The organism is Bacillus rugosus (genome assembly GCF_023238245.1).
Classification (GTDB): Bacteria; Bacillota; Bacilli; order Bacillales; family Bacillaceae; genus Bacillus; species Bacillus rugosus.
The window spans coordinates 2,122,378-2,146,842 of sequence record NZ_CP096590.1 but is presented as its reverse complement, the minus strand read 5'-3'; the positions used below and the strand labels follow the sequence as shown (position 1 = coordinate 2,146,842).

The window sequence follows — 24,465 nt, the reverse complement described above, 5'->3', positions numbered from 1 at the left end:
ATACGCGGTTTCCGCGTATGGTTTTTTTATGCACCCTTTTGATTCGGGTTAGCGTCTTGTTTTTTACCAAATAAACCTTCAATGACAGGATTGGACCCTGCCTTTTTGACGAACAGCGGATTCAGAATAACCACCGCGATGATGTTGGCGGCCAATCCCCAGAACCCTTCATAAATGCCATGTGCGGATTGAGTGGCATATACAATAAACGTTACCGCAAGGCCGACTAATAATCCGATAACCGTCGCTTCTTTGGTTTGATGCTTCCAGAATAGACTGACAGCAATCGCCGGGAAGATTTGCACCATGCCAGATACACCTAATAGCTGAAGTGTCACTAAGGCAGTCGGGAACAGCATTCCAAACAGAAGCGCAAGGCCGATGACAACAAACACCATTGAACGTGTGATGAGGGTCAGCTTGCTTTGAGACACATTCGGATGAATCAAATCCCGATATAGGTTATTGGCGAATAAATTTGATGCCCCGATTGCCATGATGGAACAAGGAATCAATGAAGCAAGTGCAATAGTGGCATATGCAAAACCTTGTGTCACGCCGCCATAAGATGTTTGAATCAAATGCAGCAGCGCCAGTCTTGGGTTTGTATCTTCCGGCAGGACAAGAAAGGCGATAAAGCCAAGAAAAATGACCAAAATTAACACAATATTATAAAGAGGCAAAAACATACTGTTTTTTCTTACTGCATCGGCGCTTTTCGCTGTGAAAACTCCTGTAGCGGCATGTGCCCACATAAATAGTGCCAGTGCTGAAACAATAGATGCTGTGATAAACCAAGGAATGCCTTTTGGCCCTTCTGTCGGTATCGTCAGCATATGCGGCGCTTCCTTCACTAACGTGTCAATCATTGGCGTCCAGCCGTTAAAATGAATAAGAGGGAGGGACACCACCATAAACAGCATAATGACCCATACTAAAATGTCTTTAATGATAGCCGTAAATGTAGGCCCTTTAATCCCGCTGAAGAATGTGTAAAGAGCAACAAGAATAAATGAGATGATCACAACGAATTTTACGTTAATATACCCGGTGCCGGCAACTTGGAGCGTATCTTGAATGCCGCTCAGCTGAAGACATATGTATGGAATAAGCATGAGTACACCGACGATGGCAACAAGGCTTGCTAAAAGCTTACTGTCAAAACGTTCCCGTGCATAATCTGCAAGTGTCGTTAATTTATGAATTTTCGCAACTTTCCAAAGTTTAGGCAGGAAGAAGTAGGCGATAAAGTAGGCCAAAACAGAATAAGGAATAGCAAAAAATGCTACACTTCCGCCTGTAAAAGCAGTACTGGTTAACCCTAAGAAAGTATAGGCCGTATAGAGGTCAGCGCCTACTAAAAACCAGACGAGAAGACCGCCAAAACGTCTGCCGCCGACAGACCATTCTTCCACCGAGGCGCGTGAGGATTTGTCTCTTCCGGCGAGAAATCCGATACAGACAACGGTTAAAACGATAATAGCTGTAATGAGAAGTGCAGTCAGATTCCCTTGCATTATTCAAGTCCTCCATCTTTTTTTTGCATCTGATAAATGCCAAACGAGCATAACGGCGTAATGATAATCCACATTAGCAGCCAAAAGTGGAAAAACGGAAGGCCGAAAATAATGGGTTCAATTCGATTCACAAGCGGCAATAGCGCAAGCTGAGCGAATGGTAAAAGAATGAGAATAACAATAAGTGCTTTTTTAACCATTTACTTTCCTCCTGAACCATGATAATGCTCACTATAATAGCAGTTGTAAGAAAAGATCACAAGATAATTATTAGAAAAAAGTGATTTTTTCAATTATTTAATCAAAACACATGGTTTGCATCTTCTTCAATAAAGGTTTAAAATAATAAATATCTTGAATTCGAGATAAGCAGGAGTGGGAAAATGAAAACAGAAGGATTGCACCATGTCACAGCATTCGCCAGAAATCCGCAAGAAAACTTGCGATTTTATACAGAAGTGCTCGGGCTGCGGCTTGTTAAAAAAACAGTAAACTTTGATGATCCAGGAACGTATCATTTTTACTTTGGGAATCAAATTGGAGATCCCGGTACAATTATGACCTTTTTCCCGTTCCAAGGAAGCGGACAGGGAACGGTGGGCAAAGGCCAAGCGGGCCGGGTTTATTTTTCAGTTCCTAAAGGCTCCATGTCTTTTTGGAAGGAACGTCTTGAGAAAAACGGGCTGAACCTAGAGGAGAAAACGTTATTCGGTGAAAAGGGTCTTATTTTTGATGATACGGAAGACCTTCCGCTAGCGATCATTGAGGATGCGAAAAGCGGCAAAAGCGAGTGGACGCCTGACGGCATTTCAAAACATGAAGCGATTACGGGAATGAAAGGCGTGCTGCTGTATTCCTATGACCCGCAGGCGACTATTCAATTGTTAACGGAAAGCTTTGGATACACTAAAGCGGCGGAAGAAGCCCAGATTATCAGACTGACATCCTCAGCGGCTATCGGCGGCGTCATTGACATACATTTACACCCTGAAAAAAGAGGGGTGGGAGGTTATGGCACGGTACACCATGTAGCGTTTCGGACAACAAAAGAGGAACAGGCGAATTGGCTGCCGATTATTGCGAAAAACCTTCTTCCTTCGTCAGAAATCCTTGACAGAGAATACTTTACATCCGTTTATTTCAGGGAGAAAGGCGGTATCTTATTTGAAATCGCCACAGATGAACCTGGCTTTATGACAGATGAAACGTTTGATGAGCTAGGAACCTCATTAAAACTGCCTAAATGGCTGGAGAAACATAGACAGCAAATTACAGACATTTTGCCTGAACTTTAAAAGGGGGACTTTACGATGAAGCATATTTATGAAAAAGGGACATCTGACAACGTACTTTTGCTGTTACATGGCACCGGAGGAAATGAACACGATTTGCTTTCATTGGGACGGTTTATAGACCCTCATGCCCATTTGCTTGGTGTCAGAGGATCGGTACTTGAAAATGGAATGCCGCGATTTTTCAAACGACTGAGTGAAGGTGTCTTTGATGAAAAGGACCTCGTGGAGCGGACAAGAGAATTGAAAAACTTTATCGACGAGGCTGCTGAAACGCATCAATTTGACCGCAGCCGAGTGATCGCGGTCGGTTATTCAAACGGCGCAAATATTGCGGCAAGCCTGCTTTTCCATTATAAAGATGTCCTAAAAGGGGCTATTCTGCATCATCCGATGGTTCCGATCCGCGGTATACAGCTGCCTGATATGACAGGACTCCCTGTTTTTATCGGTGCCGGGAAATACGACCCTCTCTGCACGAAGGAAGAATCAGAAGAGCTTCACCGCTATTTACGTGACAGCGGGGCATCAGCCTCCGTTTTTTGGCAGGATGGGGACCATCAGCTGACTCAGCATGAAGCTGAACAGGCTCGTGAATGGTACAAAGCTGCGATTGTATAAAAAAACCTTAGTCCGTATTTCGGACTAAGGTTTTTCATATCCTTACAGCCAAGTTGACACTTTTGAAAGCGGTAAGCGATTGCTTTGATGAGCAGGTTTCACTGCTTTTCCGATTGAAATAAGCATAACCGGAACAAAACGCTCACTGATATCAAATTGCTTTTGGAACTGCTCTTTGTTAAATCCGCCGATTGCGCAAGTGTCATAACCCTTTGCTTTTGCGGCAATCATAAGCTGCATAGCGGCTAAAGAAGCATTTAAGAAAGCGGAATCACGTGCGAATTGCTCGCTTTGGTAGGCGCCGTTAATTTGGCCAAGCAATGTTTGTTTGATTTCATCTGTAATATAGCCTTGGCTTGCTAATTCAGCGTAAACTTCTTCACCATTTTCGTTTGCTTTTAAATCGCCTAAAATAGCAACAACAGCAGAAGACTCAACGATTTGTTTTTGGTTATACGCTACAGGAAGAAGCGCCGCTTTTGATTCATCGCTGTGGAATACTGTGAAATGCCAATGCTGAAGGTTCCAAGCTGAAGGCGCTTTAGCCGCAAGGTCCAATAGCTCAGTCAGCTCCTCCTTAGAGATCGGAGCATTTGTATCATATTCCTTTACAGATGCACGTGCTTTTAAAACATCCAGAGTATTCGTCATAGTGTTTCCTCCTTCGGATAAACGTGGTATGATAATAGAAAAGTTAGAAGCTTACTAAATGTAACTTGAAAGATTATTGTAATGGATCATTGAATACATGTCAATCAATAGATGAAGGGATGAGGACTTGTGGGAAATACAATGTGCCCTAAAATGGAATCCGCTTTCTCATTGCTGGGAAAACGATGGAACGGTCTGATCATCCATGTGCTTATGGATGGGCCGAAACGGTTTAAAGAGATAACGGAAACAATACCGATGATCAGCCAAAAAATGCTGGCAGAGCGCCTTAAGGAGCTTGAACAAAACGAGATTGTCGAACGGCAGGTTCTCCCTGAAACGCCGGTCAAAGTCATCTACACGCTGACTGAAAAAGGAACAGCGCTTCAAACTGTATTCCAAGAGATGCAGGCATGGGCCGATCAATTTTGCGAGCCCGGTGACACAGTGTGCGAAGAAGAGAAATAGGGAAAGAGGCGTTCCGGGAAAGGGCCTTTGATAAAGTCATGTAAGGGGGGTTCATACCGTTTACATGACTTTTTATATTCGCCAGTAAGAGTCTAAGCCGGCGTTTCTTTTACAGATTTGCAAAAGTAATGTTAATATGAAGCGAATATACAAAAATAGGAAAGGGTCAATCTGTGAAAAAATTATTAGCAGCTAACCTTTTGTTAATGGGGATCATCATTTATCTCGTTATGCAAGTCGGCAAAACGGAACTCTATCTGCCTGAATTTTATAGTTACGGCCAAAACCCAGTCAGCTTCTATTGGAATTACATTGACATCGAAACTGGATTTAAAAAAGGAGATCCAGGCTCTATCCACCAAATTTGGATCACTCCGTTATACCTCGTTTTGCTGGCAGTTTTCGTTCTGATGATTGCCGCTTTTATCAAAAAGAAATAAGAGAATAAAAGAGAGAGCCTCTGATGAAGCTCTCTTTTTTTACTATGTTTCATTACTTTATAGTTTTCCATTCAAAAACTGCGCCTCACCGAGACCGAAACTCCAGTCTGCGTCACCATTCTCGGTGATGGAAACCATTAGGTCTTCTGGGGAAACACCGCATTCTGCTTCTAGCTTTTCAGCCAGCAGGGCATACAATTTTTTCTTTTGGCTTTCTGTTCTAGTTTTGCTTGTCATACTAATGATGACTAGATCTTTGCTTCGTTGAAACCCTAATCCTGTATCCTGGATCATTAGTTCGTTTTCCGGATGCTGATGGACAATTTGATAACGGTCTCTTTTCGGAACACCAAACGCTTCGACCATCGCTTGGTGGGCAGTATCTAATAACAATTGCAGTGATTTTTCATCACGGCCTTCAATTAAATCAAAACGTAATAATGGCATGTGAATTCCTCCTCTTGAGAAGTTGTAATCCGTCTGTTTTCACATCGTTAGATTGCTTCCAGACAATGGATAGATAAAAAGAGTGGCTGTTTACTTGATAAAAAACATAACATATAACCAAAAGTTAATCAACATATAACTAAAAATCATTTAGGTAGGCAATAGGCAATCGTGAAAAATCCATAAAACAATTGACAGTCATTGATTATGAGATTAGTATGAATATACTAGTTAACCAAGAGATGACAATGATATAACCAAGATGTTTTTAGTTATTGTTGAAAGCGTTTTCTTTTTTGAGGTACTGAAATATTGTCATCGTATCATTTTTAAAATACATATGGAGGGGTATCATGCCGATTTTTATCGTTGCTGTCGGAGTACTGATTCTGTTATTTCTCATTATTAAAGTAAAATTAAATACCTTTGTCTCACTTATTGTCGTTTCATTTTTAGTAGCCATCGGACTTGGGATGGATATCAATAAAATTGTTCTTTCAATTGAAGCGGGAATCGGCGGGCAGCTTGGGCATTTAGCTTTAGTGTTTGGACTTGGCGCGATGCTCGGAAGGCTTGTCTCAGATGCTGGGGGCGGCTATCGGATTGCCATTACGCTGATTGACAAATTCGAAAAGAAACGAATACAGGCCGCGGTGGTTATTGCCTCGTTTATCATCGGCATTGCCCTGTTTTTTGAAGTCGGTCTTGTTCTGTTGATTCCGATTGTGTATGCGATAGCGAAAGAATTAAAAATGCCTTTTCTCTATCTGGGAATCCCGATGGCAGCCGCCTTAAATGTTACTCACGGATTTTTGCCTCCGCATCCTGCGCCAACTGCCATCTCAGTCGCATACGGGGCCCATATTGGCCAGGTGCTGCTTTTGGGAATCATCATCGCTGTTCCGACAACTGTGATTGCCGGGCCTTTATTCAATAAATTTGCAATGAAGCGGTTTCCCGGTGCGTATCAAAAACGCGGAAATTTATCGGCGTTAGGGCCGAGGAAAGAATTTCAGCTGGATGAAACACCAGGCTTTGCGATCAGTGTTGTCACGTCTTTATTTCCGGTTATCTTTATGGCGATTGCGACTGTTTTTTCTTTATTATTGAAAGAACATTCAAAAGGAAAAGACATTATAGAATTTATCGGCACACCGGGGACGGCAATGGTAATTTCGCTTTTGCTTGCGCTCTTTACGATGGGATATGCGCGTAAAATACCTATGAAGGAGATCAGCAAATCATTATCAGAATCAATTTCGCAAATCGCGATGATGCTGCTCATCATAGGTGGGGGAGGGGCGTTTAAACAAGTGCTGATTGACGGCGGGGTCGGTGATTATGTTGCTGATCTTTTCAGTCAAACAAACATGTCGCCGCTGCTTGTTGCATGGATCATTGCTGCTGTTCTGCGCCTATGTTTGGGCTCTGCTACCGTGGCTGCGCTTACCACTGCGGGAATGGCAGCTCCGCTTATGCAGGCGGGCAGTGTAAACCCGGCATTAATGGTACTGGCAACCGGAGCGGGAAGTGTCATCGCTTGTCATGTGAATGATGCAGGATTTTGGATGGTAAAGGAATTTTTCGGCTTGAGCATGAAAGAAACATTTCAAACTTGGACGCTGCTTACAACAGTTCTCTCAGTAACCGGGCTCGGCTGTGTGTTATTGGCAGGGCTTGTGATGTAACACCCATAGATTCAGTCCATAGCCCAATCGTTTTTCTTCCTTGTTGAATACCTTACGTATAGGCAGACATAAAGGAGGAAAAATCATGTACCCTCATCATTCGTATTATCGCGGGAACCCAGATCCAGCCGGATACCCGGCGCGTAATCCTTTCTTGTTTGGTGCTCCTTTAGTCGGTGGTTTATTAGGCGGTTTTCTCGGGAGTGCTCTGTTTAACTATCCCCGTCCCTATGCTTATCCGCCTGGCCCTTACGGATACGGAGGCGCACCGTACGGTTTTGGTGCCGGCTCGCCATACGGGGGTTATCCCGGCTTCTATTAATAAAAACGGCCTGCATCGGTGCAGGCCGTTTTTTATCGGATGATTTCTACCTCGGACATATTGTAGTCTTGCTGCTTCTGAAACATGACTTCCAGAAGGCCATCCTTATAGACGGCTTTTGTTCCTTTGCGTTTGACTAAACAAGGAAGGTTTACTTTTTTTGGATGATCTGAGTTTGGAAAGTTTTCTAACAATAATTCGTGAGATGTGTGTTTGATTCTCACCTGTTCCAGCTGCTCTTCATTGATTGGTACCTTTACAAACACATGGTCTGCTGTTTCGAATGTATCAATATCAGATTTGGCATCAGGTTTGGCGGGCTTTTCTTTTTGGGGGAGTGGATCGCGGAAAGGAAATTGAGCCGCATAGTCACTGCCGAACACACTTTCCATCACACGATTTACATACGTTTCAACTTCTTTTGGATCAGCTTTTTTTAATGCTTCCTTGGAAAATTGATTGTGGAAAGGAAAGTACTTGTTCCACTCAAACATCGTCATCACACCCTTTCTTCATGGACAAAATAGTATATGCCCGGCAGATCTTTCACGTGATATAATATAAGATGCTCTAAAGAAAGGCAGGGATTTACATGCAATATTCAGAGACAAAAAAAGGCGTTCTTTACACAGCCGTTTCCTTTACCATGTGGGGACTGTTTCCGCTCTATTGGAAGCTTCTCGAACAGCTGCCGGCTCTTGATATTTTGGCTCACCGTATTATATGGTCTTTTGTTTTTATGTGTATCGTACTTTTTTTCTTGCGGGAATGGAAAGCAGGGTGGCAGGAGCTGCGCTCTTTGAAAAAGAACGGAGGCATCCTTTCTTTATTTCTCGCTTCTATCTTGATTTCGATTAACTGGTTTGTATACATATGGGCGGTCAACCATGGGTTTTTGCTTGAAGCCAGTCTTGGCTATTACATTAATCCGCTTGTATCAGTCCTACTTGGTATTTTATTTTTAAAGGAAAAACTGAATCGCCTGCAACTGGTGGCGGTTTCGATTGCGGCGGCCGGCGTCATCATCTCAGCATTCCAATATGGCTCCATTCCTTATGTAGCGCTTCTGCTCGCATTCAGCTTCGGGCTGTACGGGCTAAGCAAAAAAAGAACAAGACTGCCGAGCGCTATCGGTTTAACGCTGGAAACATTCATGATTATGCCGATTGCTTTGGGATATTTGCTGTTGAGCGGCCATGTTCAGCCAGCGGGTGCAGAAAGCGGGGGCACGTGGATGCTTCTCTTTTTTGCTGGTGTGTTTACGGCTTTGCCGCTATTATTGTTTGCGGAAGGAGCGAAACGGCTGCCGCTGTATCAAGTCGGTATCTTGCAATATATTGCACCGACTATTACCTTGCTGATCGGGCTGTTTGTTTACCATGAGCCATTTTCAAGCTCGAAGGCTTTTACATTCAGCTGTATATGGGCTGCACTGCTCTTGTTTACGTTTTCACAAGTAAAGTGGAAACGGGCGTCAAAAAGCCATTGAGGCCTTTGGCTTTTCAGTTGAAGCATATATTATGTATAATCATTTCATGTATGTAAGACATAAAGGAGCAAGACGATGGACAATGATAAAGAGATAGTAAAAGCCTACGCCTCACTTTGGAACAACAGATCTCTCGCAAGTGATGAGGCGGAAGCGGTAGCAGAGGCGATTGATCTTGAGCTTTTGGATAAACGAACACATCCGAGGCTCCGAAAACCGATGCTGGAAAAATATTTTGCCGCGATCCAGCGCATTGTGAATTCACAGCTCGAACCGGCTGTGAAATATCAGCTGGTCAAATTACATACAGAACGTGTAGAGCATCTAAAAGAAGAAAGAGGGGAGCAATCATGAAAGCAATCATAAAAGAAGATGTGCAAGCATCTTTGGAACGATATGCGGACCGCCCTGTATATATCCATTTAGAAACCACAACCGGTTCTTATTCAGCACACTTAAATGAAAAAAACATGACGGTTGTTGCATACATCCGCAATGCAAAAGTCACCTATCATCAGGCAAAAATCAAAGGAAGCGGACCTTACCGTGTGGGCTTAAAAACAGAAGAAGGCTGGATTTATGCTGAAGGTTTGACTGAATACACGATAGATGAAGAAAACCGTTTATTAATGGCGGGACACCTGCCGGGCGGTAAACTGGCTATTTCTCTGCAAATCAGTGAAAAACCGTTCACAGTTTAAAGAAAAGGGTGAAAAATAATGAAAGAACACGTACTTGTAATCCTGCCTCACCCTGATGACGAATCATATGGAGTGGCAGGCCTGATAGCCTTAAACAGAAAAAAAGACATTCCCGTTACTTACGCCTGCGCCACTTTAGGTGAAATGGGCAGAAATATGGGGGATCCGTTTTTTGCCAATCGGGAAACATTGCCGTTATTGAGAAAACAAGAGCTTATTAACGCTTGCAAGGAAATGGATATCAATGATCTTCGAATGCTTGGGCTCCGTGACAAAACGCTCGAATTTGAAGACGATGAGTATTTAGCTGATATCATGGAAGAGATCATAGATGATGTAAAACCAAGTTTAATTGTCACATTTTATCCTGGACACGGCGTGCACCCTGACCATGATGCATGCGGGGAAGCGGTTATTCGTGCATTGTACCGCAAAAAGAAAGAAGACCGTCCGCGCACGCTCTGCATGGCCATTACACGCAACAGAGAAGAGGTTCTCGGCGAAGCTGATGTCGTACTGGATATTAAAGAAGTAGCTGATATTAAAATGAATGCGTTAAGAGCTCACCGCACTCAAACAGAAGGCATGCTTAGAGAGCTTGAAGAAAAATTGAAAAACAATGAACCTGTTATGGCAACATGGTTTGAGGAAGAAGTATATTGGACATATCAATGGAATGATTAATCAAAAAGGTATAAGGCCTTTAAGCCTTATACCTTTTTTAATTTCAAGTCAGATGCAATCGCTGAAGCGAGGGTGGACCTCAAGGAAATATCTTCGAAAGACAACCCTAACTGAACCGCTGTTTGCGCGATTTCTGGACGGATTCCCGACAAAGTTGAAGAAACGCCGATTAAACGAAGCGCTTCAATCAAACTGAACAGCTGATGGGCAACCATCGTATCAATCACAGCTACTCCTGATAAATCAATATACAGTTGTGTCACCTTTTTCTCCGCACATTGATGCAGGGTGTTTTCCATAATCAGTTTGGCACGGACTGTATCAATATCTCCGATTAAAGGCAGCAGTCCGACGCTGTGAAACAGCACGATGACCGGCGCGCTCAATTCAGTAATCATATCTTTTTGTGCCTGAAGCTGAAGGCTTGTGTTTTTGTACATTTCTTCTATAAAAATATGGATCACAAGATCAAACGCTTTTATAAGGGAATGATAAAGGTCTTCGGCTTCTTCGCCTCCCACAGTGTCCTGATTGAGATGGACAAATTCTTTCACATAGGAAACATATAAATCTCTTACTCTAACAAACTCCCGGATAATATAGTGGATGGGAGTCTTTAAATGCTCTTGATCCTGTGTCACTTCAAAGGCCCATTCTTTCAGTATAGGCAGGTATACCTCCTCATCATCTATAAAAATGCGATTTATCTTATAATTGAAGGCAAGATTCTGGCTCTTTATATTGTGAATAACAGCAGGGTCTGTTGACGCATAAATGGAATTCGGATCAGTCTCCTCGATTGTTTCATACCATGTTGAACTGATGGTCTCCGCATGCTGAGAAAGATATTCGTATAATTCCTTATTTTTTGCCATGATGATCACCTCTTTTAAATGTATTGTTTTTGCGAATAACGTTTTTGCAGTTTAGCCAGCCTGAAAAACAGTCCAACTGCTCCGGCGGCGAGTCCTGCAATTAATCCAATCCAATAGCCAAACGCGCCTAGGCTTGTAAACGTACCGACCACATAACCGACCGGAAGGCCAATGACCCAGTAAGAGACAAATGCGGCCGCAAGCGTATAGTTCACATCTTTGTATCCCCTGAGTGCTCCCTGGATCGGTGCTGCAACAGCATCGGATAGCTGAAAAAACAGCGCATAAATTAAAAAGTGTTGTGTCAAGCGGAGCACATCGGGGTCAGAAGTGTACATGCCGGCAATTTGCTCTCTGAATAAAAGGATACAGGCTGCTGTCAACAAAGAAAAACCGATCGCCATCATGATGCCAATTAAGCTATATGAGCGCGCATCCTTAAAACGGGCTGCACCGGCTTCAAAACCGACAACAATTGTTAAAGCCATGGACACGCTGAGCGGCAGCATATATAAAAGTGAAGCAAAGTTCATGGCTGCCTGGTGGGACGCGATGGTCACTGTATTAAAATGGCTCATCAGGAGCGTGACAGCTGCAAAAATGCTCGTTTCAAAAAATACGGCGAACCCAATAGGCAGCCCGATTTTGAGCATGTTTTTGCATGCTTTCCAAGAGAACTTATGCATTGTAAGGAAAATCCCGTATTCGGAAAACGGCGAGGATTTATGAATAATGAAAAAACTGATGATGCAGATACACCAATATGTAAGCGCGGACGCTAGACCGGCACCGACGCCGCCAAGTGCCGGCATTCCGAATTTCCCAAAGATGAATACATAATTCAATGCAAAATTGATCGGAAGTGAACTGAGTGTAATCATCATTGTGACTCTCGTTTTTCCTAATGAGTCAATGAATGATCTCAAAACGGTGTAAACAAATAAAGGGAAAATTCCCAGTGACAAAAAGCCTAAAAAGTGTTTGGCAATCTGATGCACGTGAGTCTCAAGGTGCAACCGGCCAAGAATAAGGTCAACTGCAGCATATCCAATCGCTAAAACGGCGATGCTAAGAAGCGCGGCCACGTATACTGCCTGTAAAACAGTAAAGGGAATCTTCTGTTTTTTTTCAGCGCCTAATAACTGAGCGACAATCGGGGTGACCGCCATTAATATACCTGCAAGTCCTGTATAAACAGGGGTCCAAAGGCTTGAGCCAATGGCGACACCGGCTAAATCAGCGGGGCTGACTTTCCCTGACATCACTGTATCTAAAAAAGTCATAAGAGAAAGTCCCGCCTGGGTAATTAATATCGGAATTAAAATGTGTAAAAGCTGTTTGATCTTTTGCCTGGCGTTTCGAGTTTCTTTCATACATTGATCTCCGTTTCTTTTTCATAACGAGAGAAATTATAACATTTTATGTATAAAAAGCAATGAACGCCGAACCTATTCTTTTTTTGTCGGTTTCGTTTTTCTAAACATTTGGGCATAAATAAAAGAAAGCGAAATCACGCCTAAAAAGGTGCAAACATACTGAATGATTCTTTCGATTTCCATTCTTTACATCCCTCCTTTACCAATAGAATGTGCATCAATAAGATTAGCATGCGTGAAAAGTTGGAAATTTGAAAAGGAGTTGAAGGTCTATGCGTTATGAACAGATATCCGAAAATGCATTTAAGGGAAAAATACAAGTGTATTTAGAGCAAATATTAGGTGATGTGTCGCTAATCTTAAAAACGCTTCACGATAAAGACCAGTGCCTTCTTTGTGAATTGGATGAATTGGGGCACATTTTTCAGGACATGCAAGGCATCGCATCATCCTTTTATTTGCAATCATACATTGAGGAATTTACGCCGGCATTTATCGAGCTTGCCAAGGCAATTAAAACCCTATCGGAACATAAGCATGGTGCTTTAATTGTCATTGAAAGAGCGGACCCTGTTGAACATTTTATTCAAAAAGGAACATCCCTTCATGCGGAGATCAGCGCTTCATTAATTGAGAGCATCTTTTTCCCCGGAAATCCTCTACATGACGGCGCATTATTGGTAAGGGAAAATAAACTTGTCTCAGCAGCCAATGTCCTTCCGCTGACAACAAAGGAAGTGGATGTCCATTTGGGAACCAGGCACCGCGCTGCCCTTGGAATGTCGGGGTATACGGATGCGCTTGTGCTCGTTGTTTCAGAGGAGACAGGGAAGATGTCGTTTGCAAAAGACGGTGTTTTATATCCGTTAATTTCGCCAAGAACGTAAAAATAAATAAAAGGGCCTGATAATGAATCCTATCATGAGACAAAACGACTGAATTCGGACCTTTTTTTAAGCATTCACTTCAAGCTGAATGCTTTTTGTCTTGAAGACAGGAAATATAAACTGGTAGAAAAGTTATATTATATGAATATTAATTAAGTTAAATACTTTACCTGATTATGTATTTATAGTACCGTATAAAATATTACATAAATTTTAAAGGAAGGGTGTTTCTGCATGGCTCATGTATTAATGATCGGTTTTCCCGGTGAAGGGCATATTAATCCGTCTATCGGTGTAATGAAGGAACTGAAATCACGGGGAGAACATATTACCTACTACGCAGTGAAGGAATACAAAGAAAAAATTGCAGCTCTTGATATTGAGTTTCGTGAGTACCATGATTTTCGGGAAGATTACTTCGGAAAAAACGCAACCGGAGATGAAGAAAGAGATTTCGCAGAATTGATCTGCGCCTTTTTGAAAGGCTGTAAGGATATTGCGACACATATTTATGATGAAGTCAAACACGAATCGTATGATTATGTCATATATGATCACCATCTTTTGGCAGGTAAAATCATTGCCAACCTGCTGAAGCTGCCGAGGTTTTCATTGTGTACAACCTTTGCAATGAATGAGGAATTTGTAAAGGAAATGATGGGGGCTTACATGAAAGGATCAATTGAAGATTCACCTCATTATGATTCTTACCAGCAGCTTGTAAAAACATTAAATGCTGATTTTCAAACAGAGATCAAGAAGCCATTTGATGTTTTGTCTTCAGATGGGGACTTGACGATTGTCTTCACATCAAGGGAATTTCAGCCAATGGCTGAGCAATTCGGTGAACGGTATGTATTTGTCGGTCCTTCCATTACAGAAAGAGCCGGAAACAGCGATTTCCCATTTGATCAGATTGACAATGAAAATATGCTGTTTATTTCGATGGGAACGATTTTTAACAATCAAAAGCAGTTTTTTAATCAATGTCTCGAGGTGTGTAAAGACTTTGACGGTAAAGTTGTGCTTTCCATTGGCAAACAAATTAAAGCAAGTGAGTTAAACGACATTCCGGAGAATTTCATTGTACGCCCGTATGTCCCTCAGCTTGAAATTCTAAAAAGAGCCAGCTTATTTGTGACCCACGGCGGAATGAACAGCACAAGTGAAGGTTTGTATTTTGAAACCCCGCTCGTAGTCATTCCGATGGGAGCTGACCAATTTGCCGTCGGAAATCAAGTAGAAAAAATCGGCGCAGGAAAAGTGCTGAAAAAAGAACAATTATCTGAAAGCCTTCTAAAAGAAACGATTCAAGAAGTAATGAACAATCCTGTATTTGCTGAAAAGGCGAAAGACATTGGACAATCACTGAAAGCGGCAGGCGGCTCTAAAAAAGCGGCCGACAGCATTCTTGAAGTTGTAAAACACAAAACTCAATCAGCCAACGCATAGTATAAAAGCCTGTTCTTATCAAAAGGACAGGCATTTTGGCATTTTCGTAAGAAAGCAGAGGAAGGGATTTGACACGCCAATAGAGAATTGATAAGAAAAACAGACAAGAAAGGAGGAAAATCTGCTTCGTTCATCAATAGAAAACCATCATTTTTGCCCCCGCTTAAATAGTTCCTTAGACTTTCGAAAAACATATGCAGGTTATGTAAAATGTTAGGTGTTTATTTGAAGGTTTAAAGGTCGAACGATGCTGAAATTGCTGCCAAAAGTTTGAAAAGGGTGTAACTTGCTGAAAAAGTGACGATAAAACTGATGTGTGCCATTTTTGGAAATAAAATACTAGATGTTTTTTGCGCTATAAACAGTTTAGGAGGTTGAATGAATGAAAAAGAAGATTGTAGCCGGCTTGGCTGTTTCCGCAGTTGTCGGGTCATCGATGGCCACAGCACCCGCGGAAGCAAAAACGATAAAAGTAAAAAGCGGTGACTCTCTTTGGAAGCTTTCCCGCCAATATGATACGACAATATCAGCTCTGAAATCCGAAAACAAATTGAAATCAACGGTTCTTTATGTCGGACAAAGCCTTAAGATTCCTGAAAGCAGCAAAAAAAGCACGACATCCTCATCAAACTCAAACAAAACGTCAACATATACAGTTGCATATGGTGATTCGCTATGGATGATTGCTAAAAATCATAAAATGAGTGTTTCTGAGCTTAAAAGCTTAAACAGCCTGACCAGCGACCTAATTCGTCCCGGACAAAAGCTTACGATCAAAGGGACAAGCAATTCAAGCGGTTCAAACGGATCGAAGAAGAACAGCGGTTCCAATTCTTCAGGCTCTTCGAAAAGTACATACACGGTTAAGCTTGGTGACTCACTGTGGAAAATCGCAAACAGCTTAAATATGACTGTAGCTGAATTGAAAACCTTAAATGGTTTAACATCAGATACGCTTTATCCTAAACAGGTACTCAAAATAAAAGGAAGCAGCTCACCCAAGAGCGGAAACAGCGGTTCCAAGAAGCCGTCAAACTCTAATTCCTCAAAAACAACTACATACAAGGTGAAAGCAGGAGATTCGCTGTGGAAAATCGCGAATCAGCTCGGAGTCACTGTGCAAAGCATCCGAGATAAAAACAATTTATCATCTGATGTCTTGCAAATCGGACAGGTGCTGACCATTTCGGGAACAACAAAGTCTAACAATTCAAATCAGACAAAGCCAAAGGACAACTCAGGATCAAACATTCAAATAGGTTCGAAGATTGACAGAATGATAACAGAAGCGAAAAAATATGTCGGGGTACCATACCGCTGGGGCGGAAACACGCCTGCTGGTTTTGATTGCAGCGGCTTCATTTATTACCTCATTAATAATGTATCATCGATATCGAGATTGAGTACGGCAGGATATTGGAATGTCATGCAAAAAGTCAGCCAGCCGTCAGTTGGAGACTTTGTATTCTTTACCACATATAAATCCGGCCCGTCTCACATGGGGATATATCTTGGCGGCGGAGACTTTATTCATGCAAGCTCTTCGGGCGTCGACATTTCCAATCTCAGCAATTCATATTGGAAACAGCGCTACTTGGGCGCAAGAAGCTATTTTTAAAAATGAGTATGACAAAAAGCCTTTTTATAGGCTTTTTTGTTTATATCAGACAATGATTGACCACACTGTTAGAAAAAACAAGGGGGAGACAGTATGTACCGTCTCTTGCTGTTGATGATGGTGACGGCACTGGGAGCTGCGGGATGCGGACAAAAAAACCCTCATGATCCTCCTAAGCGGGTACCGGAAAAAGAGGCAGTTGAAACGTCAGCGTTTGGTCATCATGTCCAGCTGGTTAATCGTGAAGGCAAAGTTGTCGGTTTTATAGAAATCAAAGAATCAGAAGACGAAGGACTCGACATTCATATTTCCGCAAAGAGCCTGCGTCCCGGCGCTTCACTCGGTTTTCATATCCATGAGAAAGGTTCATGTGTCAGGCCGGATTTCGAATCAGCAGGAGGTCACTTTAATCCGCTGAACAAAGAACACGGCTTCAACAATCCGATGGGGCATCATGCCGGAGATCTGCCGAACCTTGAGGTCGGTGCTGATGGAAAAGTAGATGTCATTATGAATGCGCCGGACACCTCACTGAAAAAAGGAAGTAAACTAAATATTCTCGACCAGGACGGTAGTGCGTTTATTATTCATGAACATGCCGACGATTATTTGACGAATCCAAGCGGTAATTCAGGTGCGCGTATCGTCTGCGGAGCCCTTTCCGGCAATAACGAGAAGCAGTAAAATCATCCAAGCCCTTTTGTATTGAGCATACAGGGGCTTTTTTAGTATACTCGTTAATGGAATACGAATAGGAAAGGGAACCTGTCTATGACAACTCAATTACAGCACTTAACATTGCCGGAAGATATACAACAAAAGCTATTATCATATCAAGATCAGCCGATTTCCCCAGAGTTCCAGTCGCTCATCGGGACGTCAGGCTATGAGGCGGAGGATGAAGCGATTTTATTCGACGCTATAATCGCATTAGCCATGGGAAAAAATGTCCTGCTGAAAGGGCCTACAGGCTCGGGAAAAACAAAGCTGGCAGAAACACTGTCCAGCTATTTTCATAAACCGATGCACAGTGTCAACTGTTCAGTTGACTTGGACGCAGAAGCTCTGGTCGGCTATAAAACGATTGAAAATCAATCTGGCCAGGCGACGATCGAGTTTGTTTCAGGGCCTGTCACAAAAGCTATGAAAGAAGGCCATTTTCTTTATATAGATGAAATTAATATGGCAAAGCCGGAAACACTGCCTATTTTAAACGGTGTATTAGATTACAGAAAAATGATGACAAATCCGTTTACAGGCGAGGTCATTCGGGCTAAAGGCGGCTTTGGAGTCATTGCGGCCATCAATGAAGGCTATGTCGGGACTGTTCCGCTGAATGAAGCATTGAAAAACCGTTTTGTCATCATCGATGTGCCTTATATTAAAGGCGAGCTGCTGAAACAAGTGCTCATGTCTCAGTCAGCCCTGCAAGATGAGAAATTGATTGACCGGTTTATCACACTTTCCTCCGACCTGATCGTTCAGGCCAATAACGGACAGGTGTCTGAAGAAGCGGCATCCATCAGAGCTTTAATCGATACATGTGATTTAGCCGCTTATATTCCGCCGCGTCGTGCCATCGAGCGGGGAATTGTAGAGAAGCTTGATGATGACCGGGAAAAGGCGGCCGTCCGAAATATCGCAGAAACTCTGTTTGAATGAGGGAGCTGCGATGAAATTTATCAAATTTAACGACAGCACAATTGATTCGTTTTTATTTATGATGTTGACTGATTTGGCCAAAACACTCACCAAGAGTGAAGCGGTAGAAGTGGAGTATGGCGTTCAGTCCTATTACAATCCATTTGAAAAGAAAATCTATATGAGCCACTTTTGGAAAGACAGGGCAGCGGAGGACATGGAAGCGGGTCTGAAAAGCGACGTCTACCTGCGTTCGGTCGGAATGAGATATAGCTCGCTGCACGAGTTTGCAAACTTTTTGGATGATATCCATCGGCATCTTACATTCAAAAGCTTTGCCAAGCAGCTGTTTATGCTGCTTGAGGACATTAGGATCGAGGAATGCATCAAACACGATCGTCCGGGTACGAAACATGTATTTGCGAAGCGAAAAGACATGTACAGAAAACACTTCTCCACCCAGCTGACCTTGAATTTGGAACGAAGCATTTTTACGGATGCCCTCTTTTGCGCAATCTATGTCAAGCTAACAACGGAATCACCGCTCGAGACTCTTCCGTCTATGCGTGATGATATCGATCTGATGCGTCCGTTTATTGAGCAGCAGCTCTTGCGTGTATATGAAGCAGATTCGACACGGCAGGTTCTTAAAATTGTTGAAGACCTTATGGACGGACTTGAAGAGGTGCTCGATAAAGACATGCTGAACACCTACTTCTTTTTGCCTGAGCTAGATTACGCAAAAGCTGCAGAGCAACCGTTATTTGAAGAAGAGAAAAAAGCGCCGAAGCTGAGTGATGACATCACGCTTCCAAAAAAATCTGACGGTGATGAGGATATCCATGAAGAAGAAATGCCGACATGGCACCGGGAAACAGAAGCGCCGTCTAAAAGCTTCCTTCAATTTGATATTGAACACGGCGCAAAATCAGATTTAGGAAAAGACGCTTCAAGGGAAGGCGACGATGGAGATCAAGCCCTTGGCTCTGTCCAAGGATCTGCCAGACAAACAAAACGGAAAGACTATTCCAAGCTGGAAGCGCTGGAGTCCCAAAAAGACCAGCCGAACGGAGCAGGTATGGCTGACGGCAAAGAAAATAAATACGCATTTCCGATTTACAAAGAACCGCAGCCGGCAACAAGTGAAGAAGAGCTTTCTTATAAACAGCAGGCAAAAACAATTGAATCGTATCAAAAGCGTTTAAAACAAATGATTCAAAAAACGCTGGAGCATAAAAAAACATTGCCAAGAACAGACCTTCATGCTGGACGGCTGAACAATAAGCTTCTCCGTTACTTCACTGAGCGAAATCCGCGTCTATTCTACAAAAAACAAGAGCCATCATCAGAAATTGACGCGGTTTTTACATTGCTGGTCGATTGTTCTGCCAGCATGTTCGACAAAATGGACGAAACAAAGCGGGGAATCGTGCTGTTTCACGAAGCGTTGAAATCGGTAGCGGTTCCGCATCAGATTGTCGGCTTTTGGGAGGACACAAACGATGCGACCGAAACAAGCCAGCCAAACTATTTCAATACAGTTATTCCCTTCCAATCATCATTAAGACAAGACGCTGGACCTGCAATTATGCAGCTTGAGCCTGAGGAAGATAACCGTGACGGCTATGCGATCCGGCAAATGACGAAAAAAATGCTGCAGCGCAGCGAGGCGCAAAAGTTCTTGATCGTTTTTTCAGATGGAGAGCCGGCCGCGTTTGGCTATGAACAAAACGGGATTGTCGATACAAGTGAAGCGGTTATTGAAGCCCGAAAGAGAGGAATAGAAGTGATAAATGTTTTTCTCTCCAACTCAGAAATAGAAGAATCGCAAATGAAGACCATCCAGGATATGTACGGAAAATTCAGTATATTTGTCCCAGATGTTGATCAGCTTCCGGATGTTCTGTATCCGCTGCTGAAAAAACTGCTCCATAAAAGCATAGGATAGCCCTTTATCCTATGCTTTTTGGTGTTTCTTTTTTCAAATGATTAAATTTTTTGTTTTTTATAAAGGTTTTTTACTATTTTGTGAACAATCAAGGTAGAATCAAATTGCAAACAGTGGTAAAATATCGTTGGAAGCGTTTTTATTACATAATTTTGGACACAGCGTTCGAAAGTTATTTTAAGATAGTGAATCATTCACTTGATTATCTAAGTTGGGGGTAATATTCAAATGTTTCAAAATAGTATGAAACAACGAATGAATTGGGAAGATTTTTACGGTCCGAACCTCGGCTATGCGCTGGAGCTTTACGATCAGTATACCCAGGATCCGAACAGCATCGATCCGGATCTAAAGGAAATGTTCGACGAGCTCGGTGCTCCGCCAAGCGATATAAAAGAGGCCTCGGGAACAAAAGAAAAGGGACGTGTTACAGCCGATCTGATTCAAAAGATCGCATCCGCAGTCAGACTTGCAGAAGATATCCGAACCTATGGCCATTTAAACGCTTCCGTCAATCCGCTCAGAAAGGATGGGAAAAAGAGTGAACTCTTTCCATTATCCGATTACGGGCTAACAGAAGAAGAAATAAAAGCAATACCTGCGTCAGTGATTTGCAAAGACGCTCCTAAAAACATTACGAACGGTTTAGAAGCCATTCAGTATTTACGAAATACGTATAAAAGGACCATTTCATTTGAATTTGACCATGTGCATGACTTTAAAGAGCGCGAGTGGTTGACGAAAATGATTGAATCCGGCGAGCTGTTCCAGAAGAACTCAGCTGAAAAGCTGTCGGCTGTTCTGGAAAGACTGACAGAAGTAGAAGGCTTCGAGCAATTTTTGCACCGCACATTCGTCGGACAGAAGCGCTTTTCCATTGAGGGTTTAGATGCTCTAGTTCCAGTGCTCGATGACATTATTGCACAATCTGTCAAATCCGGCACGACGAGTGTCAACATCGGGATGGCGCACAGGGGGCGCCTGAATGTCTTGGCACACGTGCTCGGCAAACCGTATGAAATCATTTTCTCTGAATTCCAGCATGCGCCGAACAAAGATCTTGTCCCGTCTGAGGGATCAATCGGAATCAGCTACGGATGGACAGGGGATGTCAAATACCATCTCGGGGCGAATCGGGAGCTTCAAGACGCTGAAACAAGATCAGCGCGCATTACGTTAGCAAACAACCCGAGCCACTTGGAATTTATCAATCCGATTGTTGAAGGCAGCACGAGAGCGGCACAGGAAACGAGAACACAAAGCGGATACCCGGTGCAAGATGAAACAAAATCGCTTGCCATTTTAATTCATGGAGACGCTGCATTCCCTGGGGAAGGAATCGTCGCTGAAACATTGAATTTAAGCTCTTTAAAAGGGTATCAAGTAGGCGGTGCGATTCATATTATCGCCAATAACATGATCGGATTCACAACAGAAAGCGCCGAATCTAGATCGACAAACTATGCCAGTGACCTTGCGAAGGGCTATGAAATTCCAATTGTTCACGTTAATGCGGACGATCCTGAAGCTTGTCTTTCTGCTGTTAAGTTTGCGGTCGAATACCGAAAAACATTCAACAAGGACTTTCTGATTGACTTGATCGGGTACAGACGCTACGGACATAACGAGATGGATGAGCCGTCTACTACTCAGCCGATGCTATATGATGCTGTCAGAAAACATCCGACCGTCAAACAAATTTTTGCCGAAAAGCTCGTAAATGAAGGCGTGCTTACCGAGGAAGTTGTTCAAAACATTGAAAAATCGGTAACGAAGCGCATTGAGGATGCTTATCAGAAAGTGCCGGCTAAAAAGGAACATACCGTCTGTGAAATTGAACTTCCAGAGCCTGTTTCAAACGGTTTCCCTGATGTGGACACATCCATTGATTTTGATGTGCTCCGCAAGCTGAATGGCGAATTAATCAACTGGCCGGAGTCATTTAACGTTTTCGGCAAGCTTAAGCGCATTTTAGAAAGACGCGCCAAGGCGTTCGATGATGACAGAAAAGTGGAATGGTCTTTGGCTGAATCACTTGCGTTTGCTTCTATTTTGAAAGACGAAACACCGATTCGTTTAACAGGACAGGATTCTGAGCGCGGAACGTTTGCCCAAAGAAACCTTGTGCTTCATGACAGTGAGACGGGTGAAGAATTTGTGCCGCTTCATCACTTATCTGACTGCAGTACATCTTTTGCTGTTCATAACAGCCCGCTGTCTGAAGGATCGGTTCTCGGCTTTGAATACGGCTATAATGTGCATTCACCGGAAACGCTTGTATTATGGGAAGCGCAATACGGAGATTTTGCCAACGCTGCTCAAGTGTATTTTGACCAATTCATTTCTGCCGGCCGCGCGAAATGGGGCCAAAAATCCGGATTAGTCATGCTGCTTCCGCACGGTTACGAAGGGCAGGGTCCTGAGCACTCAAGCGGAAGAATCGAGCGGTTCCTGCAGCTTGCCGCGGAAAACAACTGGACGGTTGCCAACCTGACAAGCGCCGCACAATATTTCCATATTTTAAGAAGACAGGCTAAAATGCTGCTTCGTGAAGAAATTAGGCCGCTCGTCATTATGACACCGAAGAGCCTTCTTCGTAATCCGAATACGGTTTCCGAAGTGCAGGAGCTCAGCGAAAGCCGCTTCCAGCCTGTTTACGAACAGTCCGGACTTTCTCATGACTATGAAAAAGTAACCAGACTTGTATTGTCCAGCGGTAAAGTGTCCATAGACATCAGCGACCATTTCAATAAGCTAGAAGACGGTAAAGAATGGCTTCACATTGCGAGAATTGAACAGCTGTATCCATTCCCTGCAAAAGGAGTCAAAGAATTATTTGCAAAACTTCCGAACCTGAAAGAAATTGTTTGGGTACAGGAAGAGCCGCAGAACATGGGGGCCTGGAGTTATATCAGCCCGTATTTGACAGAGATTGCACCACAGGGAGTAAGCGTTCAATATATTGGACGAAGAAGACGATCCAGCCCTGCAGAGGGAGATCCGACAGTTCATAAAAAAGAACAGGAACGTATTGTATCTGATAGCTTGACTCGCAAAAACTAAGGGGGAAATGAAAAAATGGCGGAAATTAAGGTACCTGAATTAGCAGAATCAATCTCAGAAGGAACAATAGCCCAATGGTTGAAGCAGCCTGGTGATTATGTAGAACAGGGTGAATATCTGCTTGAACTAGAAACGGACAAAGTAAATGTTGAATTGACAGCAGAAGAATCGGGTGTACTTCAAGAGGTATTGAAAGATTCGGGTGATACCGTCCAAGTTGGAGAAATTATCGGTACGATTTCAGAAGGCGCGGGTGAAAGTTCTGCCCCTGCACCTTCAGAGAAAGCTGAAAGCAAAGATAGCGAGAAAGAAGAGAAGCAGGCTGAACCAGCTGCACAAGAGGTGAGCGAGGAAGCGCAAACTGAAGCAAAATCAAGAACGATCGCTTCTCCTTCAGCCCGTAAGCTGGCAAGAGAGAAAGGAATTGACCTGTCTCAGGTTCCTACGGGAGATCCGTTAGGAAGAGTGCGCAAGCAGGATGTCGAAGCGTACGAAAAACCAGCGTCAAAACCGGCTCCTCAGAAACAACAGCAGCCTCAGGCTCAAAAAGCACAGCAAAGCTTTGACAAACCTGTCGAAGTGCAAAAAATGTCACGCCGCAGACAAACGATTGCAAAACGCCTTGTAGAGGTACAGCAAACATCAGCGATGCTGACTACATTTAATGAAGTAGACATGACGGCTGTCATGAATCTGAGAAAACGCCGCAAAGATCAATTCTTTGAGCAAAACGAAGTGAAGCTTGGCTTTATGTCTTTCTTTACGAAAGCGGTCGTTGCCGCATTGAAGAAATATCCGCTGCTGAATGCGGAAATTCATGGCGATGAGCTGATCGTTAAGAAATTCTACGATATCGGGATTGCTGTTGCAGCTGATGAAGGCCTTGTCGTTCCGGTTGTACGGGATGCGGACCGTCTGACATTTGCAGGAATCGAAAAAGAAATCGGCGAGCTTGCGAAAAAAGCAAGAAACAATAAATTAACCCTTGGCGAGCTTCAGGGCGGTTCCTTCACCATTACAAACGGAGGGACTTTCGGTTCACTGATGTCGACTCCGATTTTAAACAGCCCTCAAGTCGGTATACTGGGTATGCATAAGATTCAGCTGCGCCCTGTGGCTATTGATGAAGAACGTTTCGAAAACCGTCCGATGATGTATATCGCTTTATCTTATGATCACCGGATTGTAGACGGTAAAGAAGCGGTTGGTTTCCTAGTGACAATCAAAAATTTACTCGAAGATCCTGAACAGCTTTTATTAGAGGGCTAATAAAAAAAGGTACATC

Annotated in this window: 25 protein-coding genes; 18 read left to right on the top strand and 7 right to left on the bottom strand. The window is 43.1% G+C overall.

The window, feature by feature from the left end; genetic code table 11:
• Nucleotides 1–26 precede the first annotated feature (26 nt).
• Both M0696_RS10530 and M0696_RS10525 read right to left on the bottom strand, forming a co-directional pair.
• Nucleotides 27–1,517 carry a sodium:solute symporter family protein gene (locus tag M0696_RS10530; protein WP_222143007.1) on the bottom strand — a complete coding sequence of 497 codons (1,491 nt, stop codon included), beginning with the start codon at nt 1,515–1,517 and terminating at the stop codon, nt 27–29.
• Entirely contained in the window at nt 1,517–1,717 is a 201-nt protein-coding gene (locus M0696_RS10525) for a DUF3311 domain-containing protein (protein WP_166852067.1), read from the bottom strand. Before M0696_RS10525 ends, M0696_RS10530 begins: the two co-directional genes overlap by 1 nt.
• 183 nt (nt 1,718–1,900) lie before the next feature.
• On the opposite strand from M0696_RS10525, the gene M0696_RS10520 reads away from it, so the two are divergent.
• Nucleotides 1,901–2,812 carry a ring-cleaving dioxygenase gene (locus M0696_RS10520; protein ID WP_166852070.1) on the top strand — a complete coding sequence of 304 codons (912 nt, stop codon included), beginning with the start codon at nt 1,901–1,903 and terminating at the stop codon, nt 2,810–2,812.
• 15 nt (nt 2,813–2,827) lie between these two features.
• Nucleotides 2,828–3,430 (top strand): alpha/beta hydrolase, encoded by a 603-nt coding sequence (locus M0696_RS10515; protein ID WP_222143005.1) that lies wholly within the window; start codon nt 2,828–2,830, stop codon nt 3,428–3,430.
• Between the two features lie 42 nt (nt 3,431–3,472).
• On the opposite strand, the gene M0696_RS10510 is transcribed toward M0696_RS10515, so the two are convergent.
• Nucleotides 3,473–4,081, bottom strand: coding sequence for a nitroreductase family protein (locus M0696_RS10510; RefSeq protein ID WP_166852076.1), 609 nt, complete (start codon nt 4,079–4,081; stop codon nt 3,473–3,475).
• A gap of 129 nt (nt 4,082–4,210) precedes the next feature.
• On the opposite strand from M0696_RS10510, the gene yodB reads away from it, so the two are divergent.
• On the top strand, nt 4,211–4,549 hold the full coding sequence (yodB, locus tag M0696_RS10505; protein ID WP_088679220.1) for a transcriptional regulator YodB: 339 nt from the start codon (nt 4,211–4,213) through the stop codon (nt 4,547–4,549).
• 173 nt (nt 4,550–4,722) lie between these two features.
• A complete protein-coding gene (locus tag M0696_RS10500; RefSeq protein ID WP_248601944.1) occupies nt 4,723–4,989 on the top strand; it encodes a hypothetical protein in 267 nt (88 codons plus the stop codon).
• A 57-nt stretch (nt 4,990–5,046) separates the two neighbouring features.
• On the opposite strand, the gene M0696_RS10495 is transcribed toward M0696_RS10500, so the two are convergent.
• The gene (locus M0696_RS10495; RefSeq protein WP_166852079.1) at nt 5,047–5,436 is read right to left on the bottom strand and encodes a tautomerase family protein; all 390 of its coding nucleotides are present in this window, start codon (nt 5,434–5,436) and stop codon (nt 5,047–5,049) included.
• Between the two features lie 353 nt (nt 5,437–5,789).
• Here M0696_RS10495 and M0696_RS10490 point away from each other — a divergent pair, with 353 nt between their 5' ends.
• On the top strand, nt 5,790–7,124 hold the full coding sequence (locus M0696_RS10490; protein ID WP_222143004.1) for a gluconate:H+ symporter: 1,335 nt from the start codon (nt 5,790–5,792) through the stop codon (nt 7,122–7,124).
• An 85-nt stretch (nt 7,125–7,209) separates the two neighbouring features.
• On the top strand, nt 7,210–7,446 hold the full coding sequence (locus M0696_RS10485) for a hypothetical protein (RefSeq protein ID WP_166852085.1): 237 nt from the start codon (nt 7,210–7,212) through the stop codon (nt 7,444–7,446).
• 32 nt (nt 7,447–7,478) lie between these two features.
• Here the strand turns inward: M0696_RS10485 and M0696_RS10480 are convergent, their stop codons facing one another.
• Complete coding sequence (locus M0696_RS10480) at nt 7,479–7,940, bottom strand: Hsp20/alpha crystallin family protein (RefSeq protein WP_166852087.1); 462 nt, start codon at nt 7,938–7,940, stop codon at nt 7,479–7,481.
• 98 nt (nt 7,941–8,038) lie between these two features.
• On the opposite strand from M0696_RS10480, the gene rarD reads away from it, so the two are divergent.
• From rarD to bshB2, 4 genes are all read left to right on the top strand, one after another.
• Nucleotides 8,039–8,935, top strand: a complete 897-nt coding sequence (rarD, locus tag M0696_RS10475) for an EamA family transporter RarD (RefSeq protein WP_166852091.1) — start codon at nt 8,039–8,041, stop codon at nt 8,933–8,935.
• Between the two features lie 75 nt (nt 8,936–9,010).
• Nucleotides 9,011–9,289, top strand: coding sequence for a hypothetical protein (locus M0696_RS10470; RefSeq protein ID WP_166852094.1), 279 nt, complete (start codon nt 9,011–9,013; stop codon nt 9,287–9,289).
• Nucleotides 9,286–9,636, top strand: coding sequence for a YojF family protein (locus M0696_RS10465; RefSeq protein ID WP_003220097.1), 351 nt, complete (start codon nt 9,286–9,288; stop codon nt 9,634–9,636). Before M0696_RS10470 ends, M0696_RS10465 begins: the two co-directional genes overlap by 4 nt.
• An 18-nt stretch (nt 9,637–9,654) precedes the next feature.
• Nucleotides 9,655–10,320, top strand: coding sequence for a bacillithiol biosynthesis deacetylase BshB2 (gene bshB2, locus M0696_RS10460; protein ID WP_003220099.1), 666 nt, complete (start codon nt 9,655–9,657; stop codon nt 10,318–10,320).
• A gap of 26 nt (nt 10,321–10,346) precedes the next feature.
• Here the strand turns inward: bshB2 and rsbRC are convergent, their stop codons facing one another.
• Nucleotides 10,347–11,195, bottom strand: coding sequence for an RsbT co-antagonist RsbRC (gene rsbRC / locus M0696_RS10455; protein WP_222143002.1), 849 nt, complete (start codon nt 11,193–11,195; stop codon nt 10,347–10,349).
• Nucleotides 11,196–11,209: 14 nt separating this feature from the next.
• The gene (locus tag M0696_RS10450; protein ID WP_166852100.1) at nt 11,210–12,568 is read right to left on the bottom strand and encodes an MATE family efflux transporter; all 1,359 of its coding nucleotides are present in this window, start codon (nt 12,566–12,568) and stop codon (nt 11,210–11,212) included.
• Nucleotides 12,569–12,843: 275 nt separating this feature from the next.
• On the opposite strand from M0696_RS10450, the gene cdaS reads away from it, so the two are divergent.
• From cdaS to odhB, 8 genes are all read left to right on the top strand, one after another.
• Entirely contained in the window at nt 12,844–13,458 is a 615-nt protein-coding gene (gene cdaS / locus M0696_RS10445; RefSeq protein ID WP_166852103.1) for a cyclic di-AMP synthase CdaS, read from the top strand.
• Between the two features lie 234 nt (nt 13,459–13,692).
• The gene (locus tag M0696_RS10440) at nt 13,693–14,910 is read left to right on the top strand and encodes a macrolide family glycosyltransferase (protein ID WP_222143001.1); all 1,218 of its coding nucleotides are present in this window, start codon (nt 13,693–13,695) and stop codon (nt 14,908–14,910) included.
• Between the two features lie 382 nt (nt 14,911–15,292).
• The gene (gene cwlS / locus M0696_RS10435) at nt 15,293–16,528 is read left to right on the top strand and encodes a D-gamma-glutamyl-meso-diaminopimelic acid endopeptidase CwlS (protein ID WP_222143000.1); all 1,236 of its coding nucleotides are present in this window, start codon (nt 15,293–15,295) and stop codon (nt 16,526–16,528) included.
• Nucleotides 16,529–16,621: 93 nt separating this feature from the next.
• Nucleotides 16,622–17,212, top strand: a complete 591-nt coding sequence (locus M0696_RS10430; protein WP_166852112.1) for a superoxide dismutase family protein — start codon at nt 16,622–16,624, stop codon at nt 17,210–17,212.
• Between the two features lie 87 nt (nt 17,213–17,299).
• Nucleotides 17,300–18,190, top strand: coding sequence for an AAA family ATPase (locus tag M0696_RS10425; protein WP_222142999.1), 891 nt, complete (start codon nt 17,300–17,302; stop codon nt 18,188–18,190).
• Nucleotides 18,191–18,200: 10 nt separating this feature from the next.
• On the top strand, nt 18,201–20,117 hold the full coding sequence (locus M0696_RS10420) for a nitric oxide reductase activation protein NorD (RefSeq protein ID WP_166852117.1): 1,917 nt from the start codon (nt 18,201–18,203) through the stop codon (nt 20,115–20,117).
• Between the two features lie 228 nt (nt 20,118–20,345).
• On the top strand, nt 20,346–23,180 hold the full coding sequence (sucA, locus tag M0696_RS10415; RefSeq protein WP_222142998.1) for a 2-oxoglutarate dehydrogenase E1 component: 2,835 nt from the start codon (nt 20,346–20,348) through the stop codon (nt 23,178–23,180).
• Between the two features lie 15 nt (nt 23,181–23,195).
• Nucleotides 23,196–24,449: a 2-oxoglutarate dehydrogenase complex dihydrolipoyllysine-residue succinyltransferase gene (gene odhB / locus M0696_RS10410; RefSeq protein ID WP_222142997.1), complete on the top strand. Its 1,254-nt coding sequence runs from the start codon at nt 23,196–23,198 to the stop codon at nt 24,447–24,449.
• Nucleotides 24,450–24,465: the final 16 nt, after the last annotated feature.

Coding starts and splice junctions, on each gene's coding strand:
- cwlS (WP_222143000.1), top strand. CDS start 15,293: ATGAAAAAGAAGATTGTAGCCGGCTTGGCTGTTTCCGCAGTTGTCGGG.
- rsbRC (WP_222143002.1), bottom strand. CDS start 11,195: ATGGCAAAAAATAAGGAATTATACGAATATCTTTCTCAGCATGCGGAG.
- bshB2 (WP_003220099.1), top strand. CDS start 9,655: ATGAAAGAACACGTACTTGTAATCCTGCCTCACCCTGATGACGAATCA.
- M0696_RS10440 (WP_222143001.1), top strand. CDS start 13,693: ATGGCTCATGTATTAATGATCGGTTTTCCCGGTGAAGGGCATATTAAT.
- M0696_RS10430 (WP_166852112.1), top strand. CDS start 16,622: ATGTACCGTCTCTTGCTGTTGATGATGGTGACGGCACTGGGAGCTGCG.
- M0696_RS10425 (WP_222142999.1), top strand. CDS start 17,300: ATGACAACTCAATTACAGCACTTAACATTGCCGGAAGATATACAACAA.
- M0696_RS10420 (WP_166852117.1), top strand. CDS start 18,201: ATGAAATTTATCAAATTTAACGACAGCACAATTGATTCGTTTTTATTT.
- M0696_RS10465 (WP_003220097.1), top strand. CDS start 9,286: ATGAAAGCAATCATAAAAGAAGATGTGCAAGCATCTTTGGAACGATAT.
- M0696_RS10470 (WP_166852094.1), top strand. CDS start 9,011: ATGGACAATGATAAAGAGATAGTAAAAGCCTACGCCTCACTTTGGAAC.
- sucA (WP_222142998.1), top strand. CDS start 20,346: ATGTTTCAAAATAGTATGAAACAACGAATGAATTGGGAAGATTTTTAC.
- M0696_RS10515 (WP_222143005.1), top strand. CDS start 2,828: ATGAAGCATATTTATGAAAAAGGGACATCTGACAACGTACTTTTGCTG.
- M0696_RS10485 (WP_166852085.1), top strand. CDS start 7,210: ATGTACCCTCATCATTCGTATTATCGCGGGAACCCAGATCCAGCCGGA.
- M0696_RS10480 (WP_166852087.1), bottom strand. CDS start 7,940: ATGTTTGAGTGGAACAAGTACTTTCCTTTCCACAATCAATTTTCCAAG.
- rarD (WP_166852091.1), top strand. CDS start 8,039: ATGCAATATTCAGAGACAAAAAAAGGCGTTCTTTACACAGCCGTTTCC.
- M0696_RS10495 (WP_166852079.1), bottom strand. CDS start 5,436: ATGCCATTATTACGTTTTGATTTAATTGAAGGCCGTGATGAAAAATCA.
- odhB (WP_222142997.1), top strand. CDS start 23,196: ATGGCGGAAATTAAGGTACCTGAATTAGCAGAATCAATCTCAGAAGGA.
- M0696_RS10490 (WP_222143004.1), top strand. CDS start 5,790: ATGCCGATTTTTATCGTTGCTGTCGGAGTACTGATTCTGTTATTTCTC.
- cdaS (WP_166852103.1), top strand. CDS start 12,844: ATGCGTTATGAACAGATATCCGAAAATGCATTTAAGGGAAAAATACAA.
- M0696_RS10510 (WP_166852076.1), bottom strand. CDS start 4,081: ATGACGAATACTCTGGATGTTTTAAAAGCACGTGCATCTGTAAAGGAA.
- M0696_RS10520 (WP_166852070.1), top strand. CDS start 1,901: ATGAAAACAGAAGGATTGCACCATGTCACAGCATTCGCCAGAAATCCG.
- M0696_RS10450 (WP_166852100.1), bottom strand. CDS start 12,568: ATGAAAGAAACTCGAAACGCCAGGCAAAAGATCAAACAGCTTTTACAC.
- M0696_RS10530 (WP_222143007.1), bottom strand. CDS start 1,517: ATGCAAGGGAATCTGACTGCACTTCTCATTACAGCTATTATCGTTTTA.
- M0696_RS10525 (WP_166852067.1), bottom strand. CDS start 1,717: ATGGTTAAAAAAGCACTTATTGTTATTCTCATTCTTTTACCATTCGCT.